Origin of the sequence: Spongiibacter tropicus DSM 19543, from assembly GCF_000420325.1 — a bacterium.
Taxonomy (GTDB): domain Bacteria; phylum Pseudomonadota; class Gammaproteobacteria; order Pseudomonadales; family Spongiibacteraceae; genus Spongiibacter; species Spongiibacter tropicus.
On record NZ_ATUS01000005.1, the window covers coordinates 1 to 14122 of the forward strand.

At 58.0% G+C, this 14122-nt stretch carries 22 protein-coding genes; 20 read left to right on the top strand and 2 right to left on the bottom strand.

The features are described 5' to 3' along the window. Nucleotides 1-44: 44 nt before the first annotated feature. Nucleotides 45-1022 (top strand): IS1595 family transposase, encoded by a 978-nt coding sequence (locus G411_RS0116270; RefSeq protein ID WP_022959703.1) that lies wholly within the window; start codon nt 45-47, stop codon nt 1020-1022. Nucleotides 1023-1192: 170 nt separating this feature from the next. On the opposite strand, the gene G411_RS0116275 is transcribed toward G411_RS0116270, so the two are convergent. After that, the gene (locus G411_RS0116275; protein WP_022960273.1) at nt 1193-1636 is read right to left on the bottom strand and encodes a hypothetical protein; all 444 of its coding nucleotides are present in this window, start codon (nt 1634-1636) and stop codon (nt 1193-1195) included. 107 nt (nt 1637-1743) lie between these two features. On the opposite strand from G411_RS0116275, the gene G411_RS0116280 reads away from it, so the two are divergent. Continuing rightward, nucleotides 1744-1986, top strand: coding sequence for a hypothetical protein (locus tag G411_RS0116280; protein ID WP_022960274.1), 243 nt, complete (start codon nt 1744-1746; stop codon nt 1984-1986). Nucleotides 1987-2180: 194 nt separating this feature from the next. Here the strand turns inward: G411_RS0116280 and G411_RS22195 are convergent, their stop codons facing one another. Further along, nucleotides 2181-2348, bottom strand: coding sequence for a hypothetical protein (locus G411_RS22195; RefSeq protein WP_022960275.1), 168 nt, complete (start codon nt 2346-2348; stop codon nt 2181-2183). Between the two features lie 441 nt (nt 2349-2789). On the opposite strand from G411_RS22195, the gene G411_RS0116295 reads away from it, so the two are divergent. From G411_RS0116295 to G411_RS0116380, 18 genes are all read left to right on the top strand, one after another. Further along, nucleotides 2790-3059 (top strand): hypothetical protein, encoded by a 270-nt coding sequence (locus G411_RS0116295; protein WP_022960277.1) that lies wholly within the window; start codon nt 2790-2792, stop codon nt 3057-3059. Further along, nucleotides 3056-3259, top strand: coding sequence for a hypothetical protein (locus G411_RS0116300; RefSeq protein ID WP_022960278.1), 204 nt, complete (start codon nt 3056-3058; stop codon nt 3257-3259). Before G411_RS0116295 ends, G411_RS0116300 begins: the two co-directional genes overlap by 4 nt. Further along, a complete protein-coding gene (locus G411_RS0116305) occupies nt 3256-3642 on the top strand; it encodes a hypothetical protein (protein WP_022960279.1) in 387 nt (128 codons plus the stop codon). Before G411_RS0116300 ends, G411_RS0116305 begins: the two co-directional genes overlap by 4 nt. Continuing rightward, entirely contained in the window at nt 3596-3856 is a 261-nt protein-coding gene (locus G411_RS20890) for a hypothetical protein (RefSeq protein ID WP_157581384.1), read from the top strand. The genes G411_RS0116305 and G411_RS20890 overlap by 47 nt, the downstream gene beginning before the upstream one ends. 194 nt (nt 3857-4050) lie before the next feature. After that, the gene (locus G411_RS20895) at nt 4051-4404 is read left to right on the top strand and encodes a hypothetical protein (RefSeq protein ID WP_022960281.1); all 354 of its coding nucleotides are present in this window, start codon (nt 4051-4053) and stop codon (nt 4402-4404) included. Then, nucleotides 4401-5375, top strand: a complete 975-nt coding sequence (locus G411_RS0116320) for a DnaT-like ssDNA-binding domain-containing protein (RefSeq protein WP_022960282.1) — start codon at nt 4401-4403, stop codon at nt 5373-5375. Before G411_RS20895 ends, G411_RS0116320 begins: the two co-directional genes overlap by 4 nt. After that, entirely contained in the window at nt 5353-5721 is a 369-nt protein-coding gene (locus tag G411_RS21650; protein WP_022960283.1) for a hypothetical protein, read from the top strand. The genes G411_RS0116320 and G411_RS21650 overlap by 23 nt, the downstream gene beginning before the upstream one ends. Continuing rightward, entirely contained in the window at nt 5718-5909 is a 192-nt protein-coding gene (locus G411_RS0116330) for a hypothetical protein (RefSeq protein ID WP_157581386.1), read from the top strand. The genes G411_RS21650 and G411_RS0116330 overlap by 4 nt, the downstream gene beginning before the upstream one ends. A gap of 9 nt (nt 5910-5918) precedes the next feature. Beyond that, nucleotides 5919-6434 (top strand): hypothetical protein, encoded by a 516-nt coding sequence (locus tag G411_RS22200; protein WP_022960285.1) that lies wholly within the window; start codon nt 5919-5921, stop codon nt 6432-6434. 275 nt (nt 6435-6709) lie between these two features. Beyond that, nucleotides 6710-6937, top strand: a complete 228-nt coding sequence (locus G411_RS20910) for a phage holin (protein ID WP_022960286.1) — start codon at nt 6710-6712, stop codon at nt 6935-6937. 2 nt (nt 6938-6939) lie between these two features. Further along, nucleotides 6940-7293, top strand: a complete 354-nt coding sequence (locus G411_RS0116345) for a hypothetical protein (protein ID WP_022960287.1) — start codon at nt 6940-6942, stop codon at nt 7291-7293. 6 nt (nt 7294-7299) lie between these two features. Beyond that, nucleotides 7300-7626 carry a hypothetical protein gene (locus G411_RS0116350; RefSeq protein WP_022960288.1) on the top strand — a complete coding sequence of 109 codons (327 nt, stop codon included), beginning with the start codon at nt 7300-7302 and terminating at the stop codon, nt 7624-7626. Then, nucleotides 7626-8006, top strand: a complete 381-nt coding sequence (locus G411_RS20915) for an HNH endonuclease (RefSeq protein ID WP_022960289.1) — start codon at nt 7626-7628, stop codon at nt 8004-8006. The genes G411_RS0116350 and G411_RS20915 overlap by 1 nt, the downstream gene beginning before the upstream one ends. A gap of 78 nt (nt 8007-8084) precedes the next feature. Further along, nucleotides 8085-8549, top strand: coding sequence for a P27 family phage terminase small subunit (locus G411_RS0116360; RefSeq protein ID WP_022960290.1), 465 nt, complete (start codon nt 8085-8087; stop codon nt 8547-8549). After that, nucleotides 8527-10278, top strand: coding sequence for a terminase large subunit (locus tag G411_RS0116365; RefSeq protein WP_022960291.1), 1752 nt, complete (start codon nt 8527-8529; stop codon nt 10276-10278). Before G411_RS0116360 ends, G411_RS0116365 begins: the two co-directional genes overlap by 23 nt. Beyond that, nucleotides 10275-11579 (top strand): phage portal protein, encoded by a 1305-nt coding sequence (locus tag G411_RS0116370; RefSeq protein WP_022960292.1) that lies wholly within the window; start codon nt 10275-10277, stop codon nt 11577-11579. The genes G411_RS0116365 and G411_RS0116370 overlap by 4 nt, the downstream gene beginning before the upstream one ends. Then, a complete protein-coding gene (locus G411_RS20920) occupies nt 11569-12426 on the top strand; it encodes a head maturation protease, ClpP-related (RefSeq protein WP_022960293.1) in 858 nt (285 codons plus the stop codon). The genes G411_RS0116370 and G411_RS20920 overlap by 11 nt, the downstream gene beginning before the upstream one ends. 10 nt (nt 12427-12436) lie before the next feature. Next, nucleotides 12437-13810, top strand: coding sequence for a phage major capsid protein (locus G411_RS0116380; RefSeq protein WP_022960294.1), 1374 nt, complete (start codon nt 12437-12439; stop codon nt 13808-13810). Nucleotides 13811-14122: the final 312 nt, after the last annotated feature.

Genomic DNA, 14122 nt, shown 5'->3' on the forward strand with positions numbered 1-14122 from the left:
TATAAGGGGTATCCATTTAGCTCCACATAGCGTATAACTACTGGATGGATATCCATACTTTATCCCCGATTGCCGGCAAAGACTACCCCCAAAATTGGAATGCATTCCTGGACTGGTTTTCCACTGAGGATGCCTGTCTTGCTTATCTCGAAAAACTCCGTTGGCCAGAAGGCTTCGTGTGTCCATCCTGTGCCCTGGCGGGGAAGCCGCATAGAGCGAATCGCGGTCGATTGATTTGTCGCCACTGTCGTTATCAAAGCTCTGTTACTGCCGGTACGATTTTTAGCAAGACGAGAACACCACTCCGAGTGTGGCTGGCGGCAGCATGGTATCTGACCAATCAGAAGCAAGGTGTAAGCGCGCTTGGCTTGCAGCGGGTATTAGGCTTGGGAAGCTACCAGACAGCCTGGATGATTCTGCATCGGTATCGCCGGGCGATGATCAGGCCGGGTAGAGAAAAACTGCACGGTTTGGTCGAGGTCGATGAGACCTATCTGGATATGACTGATGGCCGGCCGGGGGATAGAAGCAAGCGGAAAAGCCATACACAGCGCGTACTTATCATTCTTGCGGTGGAGATAAAGGAGCCCCAAGGCTTCGGTCGGATTCGCTTGCGTCGCATTGATGATGACACGAAGGGTAATGTCCTGCCCTTTATCCAGAACTCAATAGAAACCGGCAGCCATGTCCGCACCGATGGCGCGGGTATGTATGTGAAGCTACATGAGCTCGGTTACCAGCATGATCGAAAAGTCATGCTGGGTTCGGAAACGCCTGCACATACCTCAATGCCGGGCGTACACCGTGTCGCTTCACTGATTAAACGCTGGCTACTTGGCACCCATCATGGGGCTGTTCGGCCCGAACAACTTGACGCTTACCTTGATGAGTTCGTGTTCCGATTTAATCGCCGTTCTTCAAGATCGCGAGGGATGTTGTTTTACCGATTGTTGCAGCAGGCTGTTGCAACTGAACCGGTGACTTACGAGAACGTCGTTGTGAGGAAGGCTAAGGAGGAATAAATGAGAGGTGGAGCTAAATGGATACCCCTTTTATCTATACAGTATTTTTACTGCGCGGCCCGAGTGAATAAAACGAGCATAACGCGGAAACCGCTCGGGCGGGGTTGTGTCGATGGATGACAGTGCAGCATCGCCATTGAGAGGCGCGGTCGCAGCCGATGTCGCGGAGGTCATCCGGTTTTGCCTCGCTGAGCGGCGATCCGGAAAATCTGCATCAGATATTCGCGTTCCTCAGGACTTGCCTCCCGAAGCGTTTGCAAGAGTTCTTCTTCTTCTGGAGAGGTGCCGGGTGTGATGGTGTATTTTCCCTTGCTCTCACCTACGCCGGGCGTTTCCTGCGCACCGGTTATTTCCTCTTCAGCAATGTCCAAGCCTTCGGCCAAGTCTCTGATGCTGTAAAGGTCGGGGTGTGGGGCGTCCATCCAGCCTTTTGGTAGGCCGATCACGGTTTCTATTTTTCTTGCTGTTCGCGATCCGAAGCTTCCGAACCCGCCGCAGAGCTGGTTGATGTAGTTGGTGCCGATGTAGCCCAACTTTTCTGCGACAAAATTCCTGCTGTATTTGTGGTCAGCAAGATAGCGAATATTCAAGCGGCGACAGGTGTTTGCGTCCATTGGGCGAGTATAAGCGTAGTAAATTACTAACCGTTATCAGCAAAACACTATTGACAGATATTAGTAAAACGCTATTATCTGCCTGTCGATAACGGAATTCTCAGGCTATGACACCAAAACAGTTCTACCACGGCACATCGAAAGAGCAGTTGGCTCGCGTGTGTAGCGAAGCAAAAACGACTGTCGCTAACTTTAAGCAGATTGCTTTGGCTGGCGGCTCCTGCGGTAAAGGTCTGGCTGAGCGCCTGGCTAAGGCATCGGGCTACGGAATGACCGAGATGGAAATTCTGTACCCGGAGCGTTATGAGCAATCTTCCTCTGTGCCTGATGCGCTGAAGTGCGCGTCATGAGTCCACTGTATCTCACGGCTGAGCCTCGCCGTCAGTCTCTTATTCGTTACCCACTAATTGGTGGGGTGTTTTCCAAGCTCGGGTCTCGGGCGTTGTGTGCCTGCCCTGGTGGCGGGCTTTTTTATTTGGGGGTGGGGTGATGCGCGCGCCGATTGTTTGTCGGGCGGAGGTCGCTGTGGCTGGAGTGAGGTGCGCTATGACGGTGGAAGTTGAGCCTTCAGCTTTTGCAAGTCCAGAAGCATTTTCAGCATTTGAGTGTGTAGCTTCATCGCTTGAGGAAGTGTTGGTGAGGCAATCGGCTCAAATGCATTCAGTGCTTTATTCAAATGCTCAATCGTTTCGTCAAGCTGTTGAGTTTGCATGCGGTGAGGCTCTTAAAAAAAAGGTGGGTCGGGATGTTTAGTGTAGCGCATTGCTGGTGCGATTTTTTCGGTGGCTGCGGATTGTGATGCGGCGCGCTGACTGGCTTGCGCCGCCTAAGCGATTCCGGTCTCGGCAGTGTCGTCGGGGTGAGCGGGTGCGGCGGGCCAGAAGGGCGGCTGTCGAGCTCAAGTCGCTGGATGGTTATGTCGTCGATGTTGGGGCGCTTCGGATGGTTGTAGTTGAGGAGCTCCGGGTAGCAGGCAACCAAGCAGCCAGTGCTGATGCTGAGCTAGCAATGATGAGTGGCGTTTGGTTCAAGTCCAGCCTCACCGGAATGCTGTACCGAAGTTCTGATGCTGCGGGCGATGTGGATTGCGTTTTGGTAGATGGCGTTTGGTACGACAAGGGTCGTCTTCGTTGAGGTCTTAGGAGGGGTAGCTATGTCTGGTATTACGTTTAAAACCCCGATGCAGCGCCGGGTGCATCGGGAGTTGAGTAAGTATCCGGAGGGTGCGACGGCGCATGAGCTGCGGCTGGGTATTGGGCCGCAGGTGGCGTCGGGCGCGGTGTTGAATGCGCTGCGGATTATGGAGCAGTTGGGGCAGTGCCGGGTGGTTGGTGCCACGACGGACCCTGATCGCAAGAGCAGTTCGCAGGAGGTGGTGAATTTATACGCAGTGACTGAGCGAGTTGATGGGGTGGCGGCATGACGGCGCTGAAGAAGCCGAGGCGGGCGCGGCCAGATACGTGCCAGAAGGCGCTGGCGGCGCTGGGCGATTTGTCGCTGTGGCCTGAGTTGACGTCGCGGGTGCGCAAGTCGCGTTTGCGGGCGGTGGCCGCGCAGCAGGAGCGAGTGCAGGCGGTAGAGGATGCGCTGGCGGTGTCGCAGCGGCACGGGATTTACCGTTGAGGCTGTTGATTACGGGTTGCGCTGACCCTTTGCGCTGGTACGCGCCCCTGGTGGGGCAGGTGGTGCCGATGCTGGGGGATGTGGGGAATGAGTATCGCAGCCGGGAGCCCGGTGGGGCGGTGAATTTTGTTCAGTACGCGGATGCGCGGCTGATTGCTGATGATGCCGACCCGGCGCTTGAGGCCTTGGCTGAGCTGGCAGATACGCTGGCGGCTGAGGTGGTAATGCATCGCGATGCGGCGGCAAAGGCGTTGCGGGCGGCATTGGTGTGCGAGCGTGGGGCGGCAGAGCTGCGGCAGACGTTGGCACGGTTTGAGAGGCAGCATGATGAGAATAATGATGGGCCAGCAAGAGCAGATCGATTCGCTGACTCAGCGCCTTGAGGCGTCGCGCCGGTTGTTGGTGCAGGCGGACTATCAGCGGCAGGTGTACAAGTCGGTGGCGACGAATCGCCTTGAGGTGGTGCGCAACCGGCTGCGTGATGCGGCGGGTGTGAGCTGCGATGCACAGTTGGCGGATGAGTTGGTAGCGGCGATAGATCGCTCGCTGCAGATTATTGATGTGGATGGTGAGCTGCGGCAAAGGGTGACAGAGTGAATTTGCCAAGTGAAATAAATTGTCGTATGTTGGCGCCCGTATCAGCAAAATCTGGTACCGGGGTTAGCCTCCCGTTCAGAGCACGAGCGCAAAGGCGCTCATCCGAAGCGCTTTTTTTGTGCCCGCAGTTTATGGTGGGCGTCATAGGGGCGACTTCGGTCGCGCCGGTTCTCGTGCCCGGTAAGGCTAACCCTGTGGCGCCTGCCACCCAATCGATTAGCCTCGACGGTGGCGGCTCTCTCAAATTGCACGAGGCCTCCATCATGGAAAACCCTACCCAAGATCCGTCCGGATTAACCGATACCGAAGCTCTTTATGAGGCTATTCGCGACGTTAATAGCCTTGCCCAAGAGGGATTTTTGCAAGTTGCGGCGCTAGCCAGTTTGGTGGCGCTGCGGCTTGAGAGCGGTATTCAGTACGCCTGGCAGCTGGAAGAGTTGCGCTATGCCTTACAGGTGATTCGCAGTCGATCGCTGGATGCGCGCAGCTGTATTTTGTGCATCGCGCAGGACTCTGGCTGCTTTGACGATGCCGAGGTGGGCCGATGACGCTGCATATACGCCTTACTGAGGCAGAGCAGGAGGCGCTTAACAGCATGCCTAGCTCTGCCCGCGTTCTTTACATGCTAGGCCTGCGCCCCTATATGGATTACGCCAGTGGAGTTGTTGGCGTGCAGCGCCGAATATCCTTGCAAGGTTTCCGCGAGCTTCTGGAATATGAGCCTGACAGGGGAAGTCGCTTAGGTGCGCGCTACACGCCAACCAAGGACGAGGTGCGCAATGAGGTGGATCGCCTGGTGAGGTCGGGGCTGCTTTTGCGCTTGCCTAAAAAGAAGCGCAATGATCCGCTGGTATTCAAACTCCCGCTTGCTGATTGTGATGCCAAGCTCCGTCTTTATGAGGAACCCCATATGAACCCCATAGGGAGAACCCCAAACGGAGCGACAAAGCACAAGACAAAGGAGAGCTGCAAAAACAGGGCTTTTAGTTCGCATTGCGCCACCAGCAGCGCCATAGATGACGCCACACCAGTTTCGGCAGACGAACCCCATACCTCCGTATATCCGTTAAGTAATAATAATAACGCGCGCGAGGCTTCGCCCTCGGGTTTGGGCGCGCCTACTCATGGAAAAACATCGGTTGATCAGTGGGAGCCTTGTTCTGAGACGTGGGGCATTCTGCGAGCGCAGGGCGTTGACCCGGTGTTCGCTCAGGAGAAGCTGCCAAGCTATCGAATTTATTGGCGGGACCGAGGCGAGGTTCGACATTCGTGGTCTTCGCATTTTGTGAATTACGTGATTGGTCAGTGGCGACGCTATGGCTGGCAGTGGAAGCAGGAGGTTGGCAATGAAGCAAGCAAGGTTCGATCAGGTGGCGGCAAAGGGCGAGAGAGCCTTGTTGACCGAGTTGAGCGCAAGTCAGAGGAGTGGCTGCGACGACGCCATGCCGCCAGCGAGGCAGAGGGCGGAGTTATTGACGGCGAAGTTGTGGCCGAAAATGAGCCAAGCCTACGGGTATAAATTTGCCAGCCAGTTTGGTGATGAGCCGAACGATGTGTGGATCGGTTCGCTGGCTGGGTTGAGTGGTGAGCAGCTGGCAGAGGGTTTGCGGCGGTGTGCCGAGTGCTATCCCCAGTGGCCCCCGGGCGCAATCGAGTTTAGGGCCCTTTGCTTAGGCAATGATCCGCGAAATGTTGACGGCAAGGGCAATGATGCAGGCTGGCAGCAGCGGGTAATGGCTAAACGCAGTGCTGAGCTGGATGCGGAGCTGGCTGAGCGTCGTTTGCGGCTAACTGATGGCAAGGCGAGGGCGCGTGCGAAAGCGGCGCGTGATTCGGTAATTCAGGCTATGCGGAGTGGTTTGTGATGATGGGTTTTGAGGTGCTGTGTTTACTGGTGAGCAAGGCGCGCTCTTCCGAGGAGCTGAGCGTGGCGATGGACCTTGTGGAGCGTGCGATCGACGATGGCTTGGTGATGACTGATGCTGAGTGGTCGGTGTTTGAGTGCGTGGCGGCAGGCGTGAAGGTGCGCTTGCTTGCGACGATAGCAGCCTAGGGGGTGGCAATGATTCCGTGGGTGCAGGGTTTGTTGGAGCGTTGGGCGGCTGAGATGCGCGCTGAGGCGGCTGGGGCGCTTGGGCTGGCATCGTCGCCTTCGTGGGTGGGTGGCGCGGCGCTAGGGCGGTATACGCGGGCGCGGCGGCGGCCTGATGGTCGTCGGGCATCGGTGTTGCGGGCGTCGTTGGGCGGCGGTTTGACGGCGAGCGGGGTGTCGAGTGGCCGAGGTGGGCCAAAGCAGGCGGTGCTGCGTGGGGATGTGGATAGGTTGGATCGGTTTGTGGGTGGTTTGCCTGCGGATGACCAGGCGCTGCTGGCGGTGATGTATGTGGAGGGCGCGCATTTGACGGAGGCGGAGAAGGCGGGGCGCTTGGGTGTTTCGGTGCCGACGTTGTGGCGGCGGCTGGACCGGGTGCATGTGTCGATTGACCGGCATTTCCGCCCCGCGGTGTATGGCGAGGCGCTGGATGCGGGTTACGACGATGAGACGGATCGGCTGATTTCGGCGTTGTTGGCGTCGTGACAAGTCGCGAATTAGGGATTTTTGAAATTATTTTTTGTGGGTTAAGTGCTTGTGGTGATTGGTGTTAGCGGGGTTATCCACATGGCATGGACATTTTGTCATCTTGCGGGAGTGATAGGCGCGAGGTAGTTTTGTGTCACGGTCGCCAGACGTGCACGCCGAGAGAACCCAGCCATTGCGCTGGGTTTTTTTATGTCTGCGTTTTGGTGCGGATCCTGTCAGCAGTAACCCCCGTTGCCCCTGTATTGGGGCTTTTTTGGTTTTGGAGTGTGTGGATGTCGCCAGACAAGGCTTCGACAGTGGGAAGTTATGCAGCGTCTGCGGTGACGACGCTGGCCGGTCTGACGATCAACGAGTGGGTGGCGATTGGTGGTTTGTTGATAGGTGCTGCGACGTTCGCGGTGAATGTTTGGTTTCGGCATGAGCAGCTGAAGATTCAGCGTGATAAAGCGCGGGCAGATGCGCGACTGGCATTGAATGCAGAGGCAGGGCAGGGAGAGTGACGATGAAGAATCTTTGGTCAAGCACGGTTAAGTGCTTGTGGTTGGTGGCGATGTTGCTGGTGGTGCCAGTGGCGTTGGCGATGGATGTTGATGCGGCAGAGGCTGCGGCGGCGGTTGTGCAGGTGGCGGCGTCGGCTGGTTGGCTGGGGTCGATGGGTACCTGGTTGGGCTATGGCGTGACGGCTGTGGGTGCGGCGTCGTTGGTGGTTCAGGGTTTGTCGATGGTGACAGGCATGACGCCGAGCAAGGCTGATGATGAGTTTATCAACGGCGCCTATCGATGGTTGGCGCGGGCGCAGCGTTGGCTGGACCGGTTGGCGCTGAATCCCCCGGCATCGAAGGCGCGGCGGCGGTAGACAGTGATGGCTGACGGTAAGGGTTTGATTGAGGTGCGCGTTGATTGCGCACTGACGCCTGAGCGGCGTGAATGGCTGCAAGAGCAGTTTGCTTTGGTGGCTGAGCAAGCGGGCTTTGTTTCTGTGGTGCTTGAGCCTGGCGTTGAGATGTCGGTGCATCATGATCTGTCGCCGTTGGTTGCTGCGATGGAGCGGCAAACCGCGATGGTTGGCGAGCTGGTAGAGCTGAATCAGGCCGTGCTCTCTGAGCTGCTGGCTGGTGATTGTGTTGATGTTGATGATCCGGATGGCTTGGGGATGCCGGTCTATCTGGATGGGTCGCCGGTAGAGTAATGCCGGGTAAGGCAAGTCGCTGGTGTGGTCGCTGTCAGGCGGTGCACGTTGGTGAGTGTCCTGAGCGTAAGCCGTTTGAGCGCAAGCGGGCTGGCAATGCTTCGGGGCGAGGTGGCAGCAAGTGGCGCAATAAGCGGCGCGAGATCTTTGAGCGTGACAACTATCTTTGTCAAATCCATTTGGAGCGCGGTGAGTTGGAGCCGGTGACGCTGCATGGCGAACGGCACGGCGTGTGCGATCACATTATTCCCTCGGCAGATGGCGGTACGGATGCGGACGGAAACCTGCAGACAATTTGCCAAGCCTGCGACAAGGAAAAAACCCAGGCGGAGTCGCAGATGGGGAGGGGTGGGGCAAAACCTTGGAGCTTTTCCCCCTGACACCGCCCCCCCCGTGCAATTTTTGCCTAGGGGCAATTGAAAAGAAATTCACCACCTGTTTGGTGGTTGGAGTGAGGTATGGCGGGTCGATACCCCAATGACAATACGGTGAAACACCCGGCGTTTCAAGAGGGTGCGGACAAGGCTGCCGAAAATGAGGCGCTGCACCAGCAGAAGGCTGATGAGCTGGCGCCTGCGGAGTTGACTGAGTTGGAGCGCAAGGTGTGGAACCGGCTTGCCCCCGAGCTGAGCCGACTCAGCCGATTGAAGCCTCACTTTGTTGATTTCATCGCACAGTACTGTGTGGTGAAGGTGCGCATGGATGAGCTGCGCAGCGAGCTTGATGCAGAGCAGTGGTCGTATGTAACGCATGGCCGTCACGGCGTGCAGTGGAAGAGCCGACCGGAGGTGGCCCAGCTGAACGACGATTGGCGCAAGTGGAACTCCCTGGTTGCGCAGTTGGGCTTGTCGCCAGCTACCGAGCTGCGTTTCAACGACCGGCAGGGCTCGCTGTTTGACGATGACGACTTCGGCGGCATCTGACCACCTCGCCGACATCGAGCTTTATTGCCGGCAGGTGCTCACTGGCGAGCGTCCGGCCTGCAAATGGGAGCGGCTTGCCGTGCAACGGCATGTGGATGATCTGGCGCGCCAGAACACTGACGATTTCCCCTACGTCTTCGATGTAGAAAAGGCTTGCCGGGTTATCAACTTTGGTCAGCTTTTTCCGCATGTAAAGGGTAAGTGGGCGCGCGGTACCGGTCTGTCAAATCGTATCAGGCTGGAGCCGTGGCAGAAGTTCAACTTCGCCTGCATCTTCGGGTGGGTGCATGCGACAACGCGGTTGCGCCGATTCCGCATCGTATTTCTGATCGTTCCGCGAAAGAACGCCAAGTCTGTCAAAGCGTCGATCATCGGCCTCTACATGCTCGTGGAGGATGGCGAGTACGGCGCCGAGGTGTACTGCGGTGCTACCAGCGAAAAGCAAGCATGGGAAGTCTTCCGCCCCGCGAAAAAGATGGTCGAGAAAAAGCCCAGCTACCGGCGCCGGTACGGTGTAAGCGTCCATGCCAAGCGCCTGGAGTGTGACTCGGTTGGGCGTGACGGTAATGGCCGCATCGTTGCCATGCCAGACGGCAGCCGTTTTGAGCCTGTCATCGGCAAGCCGGGCGACGGGGCGTCACCTAGCTGCGCAATCCTCGACGAGGTGCATGAGCATCAGGACGACACGCTCTACGACACCATGCTCACTGGCATGGGGGCGCGAGAGCAGCCACTGTTGGTCATGATTACCACGGCGGGGTCGAACATTGCCGGGCCGTGTTACGCCACTCAGCAGGAAGTGCAGCGCGTGCTGGAGGGTGAGCAGAACGACGAACTCTACGGGATGATCTACACCATCGACGATCCCGAATCCGAGTGGATGACCGATACCGGGATCATCAAGGCAAACCCCAATGCGGGTGTCTCGGTTGGTATCGACTACCTGCGTGCCCGTGTCGAAGACGCAAAGCGCAGTCCGCGTAAGCGCAGCATTGTGCTCACCAAGCACTTCAACGTCTGGGTCACTGCAAAGAATGCCTGGCTCAACATGCTCTACTGGAACAAGGCTGCCGATCACAGCTTGGCCCCGGACGACTTCGAGGGTGAGACCTGCGGGCTAGGGTTGGATCTGTCTGAGGTCGACGACCTCACCGCCGCGGTCAAAGCCTTTCGGCGTGAAGTCGATGGCGAGGATCACTACTACTTCTTTGGGCGGTACTACACCACTGAAGCCAAAGTGGAAGATCACGACCATTACGACGGATGGGTACAGGGCGGCCACCTGGTGGAGTGCGATGGTGAAACCATCGACTACACCGAAGTGGAAGAGCACATCGAAGAAGACGCTGAGATCTTCAGTATCCCGCGCGTTTTCTACGACCCGACCGGAGCGGCGCACCTCGCGCAGCGCCTGCAGCAAGGTCAGCACGAAATTGAGCCGGTAAAGGTGGCTCAGAACTACACCAACTTCACGGCCCCGATGCGCGAATTTGAGCGACTGCTCAAGGCGGGCCGGATTCACCACGACGGCAATCCCTGCCTCGCGTGGATGATGGGCAACGTCGTCGCGAAGGAAACCGACGACGGCAAGATGATGCGGCCCGTCAAGGAAAACCGAGAAAGCAAAATAGACGGCGCCGTTGCGTTGCTGCTCGCCTTCATCGGCGTGTACCAGCCAGCCGACGACGATGACATCGACGACTTCCTGATGGACCCCATTATCGTATGACTAAGCGAGCGAACAAGCCCGGCCGCATCAAATCAGCCGTGCTTGGGTGGCTGGGTGTGCCCATCGAGCTGACCGACGAAGCATTCTGGGCGGCGTGGGGCGGTGGCCAGTCATCGGCGGGGCAATCCGTCAACGAGCGCACGGTAATGACGCTATCGGCGGCATGGGCCTGTACGCGCTTGATCTCGGAAACCATCGCAACCATCCCGGTGCGGCTCTACGAGCGCACGCCGGGTGGTCGCAAGCTGGCCGACAGCCACCCGCTGTATCCGTTGTTGCATAGTCGCCCCAATGCCCAGTCAACCGCCACCACCTACTGGGAGGCCAAAGTTGCGGCCATGCTGTTGCGCGGGAATGGCTTTTCAGAAAAGCAGTACCTGGGTAATCGGCTGGTCGGCGTGAAATTCCTGGTGCCGTCGCGTTGCAAATTGCAGTACGACGCTCGGAGTCGAATTGAAATTCGGTATACCGAGTTTAACGGGCGGCAGCGTGTCATTCCTGAGGAGCGCTTGTTCCACGTGCCGGGCTTTTCGCTCGATGGGCGCTGGGGGCTGTCGGCGATCTCCTACGGTGCCGGGGTATTTGGCAGCGCGCTGGCAGCGGCTGAAGCCTCCAACAAAACCTTCGAAAACGGCTTGTCGCCGACCGTTGCGTTCACTCTCGAAAAAGTCCTGAAGAAAGAGCAGCGGGCAGATTTTCGCGACAGCTTGAAAGAAGTAACGGGCGCACTGAATGCCGGTAAATCACCGCTATTGGAAGGGGGTATGGATGCCAAGGTCATCGGCATCAAGCCCAGCGACGCCCAGTTACTGGAGTCGCGCAACTTCTCGGTGGAGGAAGTGTGTCGTTGGTTTCGCGTCGATCCGTCGATGGTGGGTCACGGCAATAAAGACAGCAACTGGGGCACAGGGCTCGAGCAAAAGCTCATTGCCTTCCTCACCTTTACCCTGCGCCCTTGGCTAACGCGCATTGAGCAGGCGGTTAACAAAGAGCTGCTTAGCCCGACAGAGCAGCTGCGCTACTACGTTGAGTTTTCCATCGAGGGCCTGCTGCGTGCCGACAGCGCGGGCAGGGCAGCGTTTTACTCCGTCATGGTCAACAACGGCATATTCACCCGCGACGAAGTGCGGGCGCTGGAGAATATGCCGCTCAAAGGTGGCAATGCATCTGTGCTTACGGTGCAGAGCGCTATGGCGCCGCTCGACAGCATTGGTGCGGCTACAGAGGGCGACCGGGCGCGGGCGGCGCTCAAGGCCTGGCTGGATGATCAAGAACCTGAAGGACTCCCCAATGAGCAATAGCAAATTTGCAGCCCTGCGTCCGCAGGCTTCGCTGAGTCGTGGCGACATCCGTTTCGACCTTATCCCTAAGGCGCTGGAAAGCTGGTCACCGGGTGTTCGTGCTGCGGGTAATGACGAAAACAGCATCAGCATTTTCGATGCTATCGGCGAAGACTACTGGACCGGCGAGGGCGTCACCGCCAAGCGCATCTCCGCTGCCCTGCGCAGCATTGGCGATCGCGACGTGGTGGTGAACATCAACTCTCCGGGCGGCGATATGTTCGAGGGCTTGGCGATCTACAGCCTGCTTAAAGAGCACCCCGGCAACGTCACTGTGCGCATTCTCGGGCTGGCGGCGTCTGCGGCGTCCATCATCGCGATGGCGGGCGACGATATCCAAATTGCCCGAGCTGGGTTTTTAATGATTCACAACGCGTGGATCTGCGTTTGCGGCAACCGCAACGACCTGCGGGAATTTGCCGAATACCTTGAGCCTTTCGACCAGTCGATGGCCGATATTTACACCGCTCGCACCGGTGAGGATATCGATGCCATCAAGACGTTGATGGATGCAGAAACATGGATCGGCGGCCAGGCCGCCATCGAGCAAGGCTTTGCCACCGCGCTGCTGCCATCAGACGCCATTGAAGAAGACGAAAGCCCCGAGGCTCGGGCCGTGGCGAAGGTCGATCTAATTCTGGCAAAGGCGGGCATGCCGCGCTCGCAACGCCGTCAACTGATCAAAGAAATCAAAACCAGTACGCCAAGCGCTGCTGGTGGTGATACGCCTGGCGCTATCACACCCGACATGCAAAACGCTGTCGTCTCAACTGCGGGCGCTATGCCCCGTCTTTCCTTTTCTGTGTGAGGTATCACCTATGAAGCTAACAGCAACGAATCTGCTGTCGGTTATTTCAATCGCAGCGCTGGGGCCGTTCACCTTTGGTGTATCGGTAACATCCATTCTCTGGGCGGCCGCCGTGGTCGCGATTGCCGCGCTCTGCACCGAGCGCGGCGTGTCGGTCAAGCGAGGGGCTTTTGGCCAGCTCGGCGAAGTCGGTGCGCTGGAGAAAGAATACAAGCAGGTGCAGGCCGATCTGAAAAAAGTCGGCGACGACCTGAAAAGCTACGCGGAGCAGTCGAAAAAAGAACTGGCTGGCCATCAGCAGCTCAGCGCTGAAACGAAAGAAAGCGTCGACAAACTGCTGGTCACTCAGGGCGAACTCAACGCCCGCCTGCAGGCTGCAGAACAGCTTATCGTGTCGCTGGATGGTGGCGGTCAACCGGCCAAGGTCAAAACGGCGGGCATGAAGGTTGTCGAGTCCGATGAGTTCAAGGCTGAGGCGGACAAAATCAACCGCGCCAAGGGCTCTTTCTCGGTGGCGGTGCAGGCTGCTATTACATCTGACCCCGGTTCTGCGGGTGATTTGATTGAGCCGACGCGCGTGCCGGGTGTTGTGGGTTTGCCTGAGCGGCGACTGACCATCCGTGACTTGCTGAACTGGGGGCGCACCCAATCCAACAGTATTGAATTTGTCCGTGAAACGGGCTTCGCGAACAATGCTGATGTGGTGGGCGAGAACCCCTCTGGCGGTAAACCCGAATCTGGTATCACCTTTGAGCTGGATGATGCCAAGGTTGCCACCATTCCTCACTGGATTCAGGCCTCCAAGCAGGTGCTGAGCGATGCCTCTATGTTGGCGTCGTACATCGATGGCCGGCTGATGTATGGCCTCAAGCTCAAGGAGGAGCTCCAGCTCCTGAAGGGCTCGGGTGTGGGGCTGAATATCAACGGCCTGTACACCCAGGCGTCAGCCTATGCCAATCCCGGTGTAACGGTGCAAGACGAAACCTTCATCGACCGCCTTCGTATCGCCATGCTGCAAGTGCAGTTGGCGGAGTATGCGGCCGACGGCATCGTGCTGAACCCAATTGACTGGGCGCAAATCGAGCTGACCAAGGACAACGAGGCGCGCTACCTGTTTGCGAACCCTAACGCCCTGGCGGGGCCGACGCTCTGGGGTCTGCCTGTTGTGGCTACGCAATCGATGGACGCCGATGAGTTCATGGCCGGCGCCTTCCGCATGGGTGCGCAGGGATGGGATCGCGAAGATGCGAGCATCACCGTGTCGACGCAGGACCGCGACAACTTCATTAAAAACATGGTCACCATCCTGTGTGAGGAGCGCGTGGCGCTCACGGTTTACCGCCCCGAGGCCTTTGTTAAAGGTCAGTTGTCACTCGGTTCGTAGCGGCGGTTGGTGGTTCTAAGGCGGGGCCCTGGCCCCGCCTTTTTGTATTGGGGGAATTATGCTGGTCACAGCTTTATCCAGTTTTGAGCACGGTGGTTCTCGAAAGCGCGGTGTCAGCTTTGATGTGTCGCCGCAAGTGGCTAAGCAGCTTGCGCGGGCAGGGCTGGTTCGTATTGCTGATTCCCGCCCTGTGGGGGCCGTTGGCAAACCGTTGTCTGCATCGCCAGCGGCCCCAGCCTCACCGCAGACGACTGCGAGAAAGTCCGCCAATGGCGGGACGCGGCGCCGCAAAGCCGAGGCGTCATCGTCACA

Excerpts from the sequence above, each read along its gene's own strand:
- G411_RS0116270 (WP_022959703.1), top strand. The coding sequence starts at position 45 with ATGGATATCCATACTTTATCCCCGATTGCCGGCAAAGACTACCCCCAA.
- G411_RS0116275 (WP_022960273.1), bottom strand. The coding sequence starts at position 1,636 with ATGGACGCAAACACCTGTCGCCGCTTGAATATTCGCTATCTTGCTGAC.
- G411_RS0116280 (WP_022960274.1), top strand. The coding sequence starts at position 1,744 with ATGACACCAAAACAGTTCTACCACGGCACATCGAAAGAGCAGTTGGCT.
- G411_RS22195 (WP_022960275.1), bottom strand. The coding sequence starts at position 2,348 with ATGCAAACTCAACAGCTTGACGAAACGATTGAGCATTTGAATAAAGCA.
- G411_RS0116295 (WP_022960277.1), top strand. The coding sequence starts at position 2,790 with ATGTCTGGTATTACGTTTAAAACCCCGATGCAGCGCCGGGTGCATCGG.
- G411_RS0116300 (WP_022960278.1), top strand. The coding sequence starts at position 3,056 with ATGACGGCGCTGAAGAAGCCGAGGCGGGCGCGGCCAGATACGTGCCAG.
- G411_RS20890 (WP_157581384.1), top strand. The coding sequence starts at position 3,596 with ATGATGGGCCAGCAAGAGCAGATCGATTCGCTGACTCAGCGCCTTGAG.
- G411_RS0116320 (WP_022960282.1), top strand. The coding sequence starts at position 4,401 with ATGACGCTGCATATACGCCTTACTGAGGCAGAGCAGGAGGCGCTTAAC.
- G411_RS21650 (WP_022960283.1), top strand. The coding sequence starts at position 5,353 with ATGAGCCAAGCCTACGGGTATAAATTTGCCAGCCAGTTTGGTGATGAG.
- G411_RS22200 (WP_022960285.1), top strand. The coding sequence starts at position 5,919 with ATGATTCCGTGGGTGCAGGGTTTGTTGGAGCGTTGGGCGGCTGAGATG.
- G411_RS20910 (WP_022960286.1), top strand. The coding sequence starts at position 6,710 with ATGTCGCCAGACAAGGCTTCGACAGTGGGAAGTTATGCAGCGTCTGCG.
- G411_RS0116345 (WP_022960287.1), top strand. The coding sequence starts at position 6,940 with ATGAAGAATCTTTGGTCAAGCACGGTTAAGTGCTTGTGGTTGGTGGCG.
- G411_RS0116350 (WP_022960288.1), top strand. The coding sequence starts at position 7,300 with ATGGCTGACGGTAAGGGTTTGATTGAGGTGCGCGTTGATTGCGCACTG.
- G411_RS20915 (WP_022960289.1), top strand. The coding sequence starts at position 7,626 with ATGCCGGGTAAGGCAAGTCGCTGGTGTGGTCGCTGTCAGGCGGTGCAC.
- G411_RS0116360 (WP_022960290.1), top strand. The coding sequence starts at position 8,085 with ATGGCGGGTCGATACCCCAATGACAATACGGTGAAACACCCGGCGTTT.
- G411_RS0116365 (WP_022960291.1), top strand. The coding sequence starts at position 8,527 with ATGACGACTTCGGCGGCATCTGACCACCTCGCCGACATCGAGCTTTAT.
- G411_RS0116370 (WP_022960292.1), top strand. The coding sequence starts at position 10,275 with ATGACTAAGCGAGCGAACAAGCCCGGCCGCATCAAATCAGCCGTGCTT.
- G411_RS20920 (WP_022960293.1), top strand. The coding sequence starts at position 11,569 with ATGAGCAATAGCAAATTTGCAGCCCTGCGTCCGCAGGCTTCGCTGAGT.
- G411_RS0116380 (WP_022960294.1), top strand. The coding sequence starts at position 12,437 with ATGAAGCTAACAGCAACGAATCTGCTGTCGGTTATTTCAATCGCAGCG.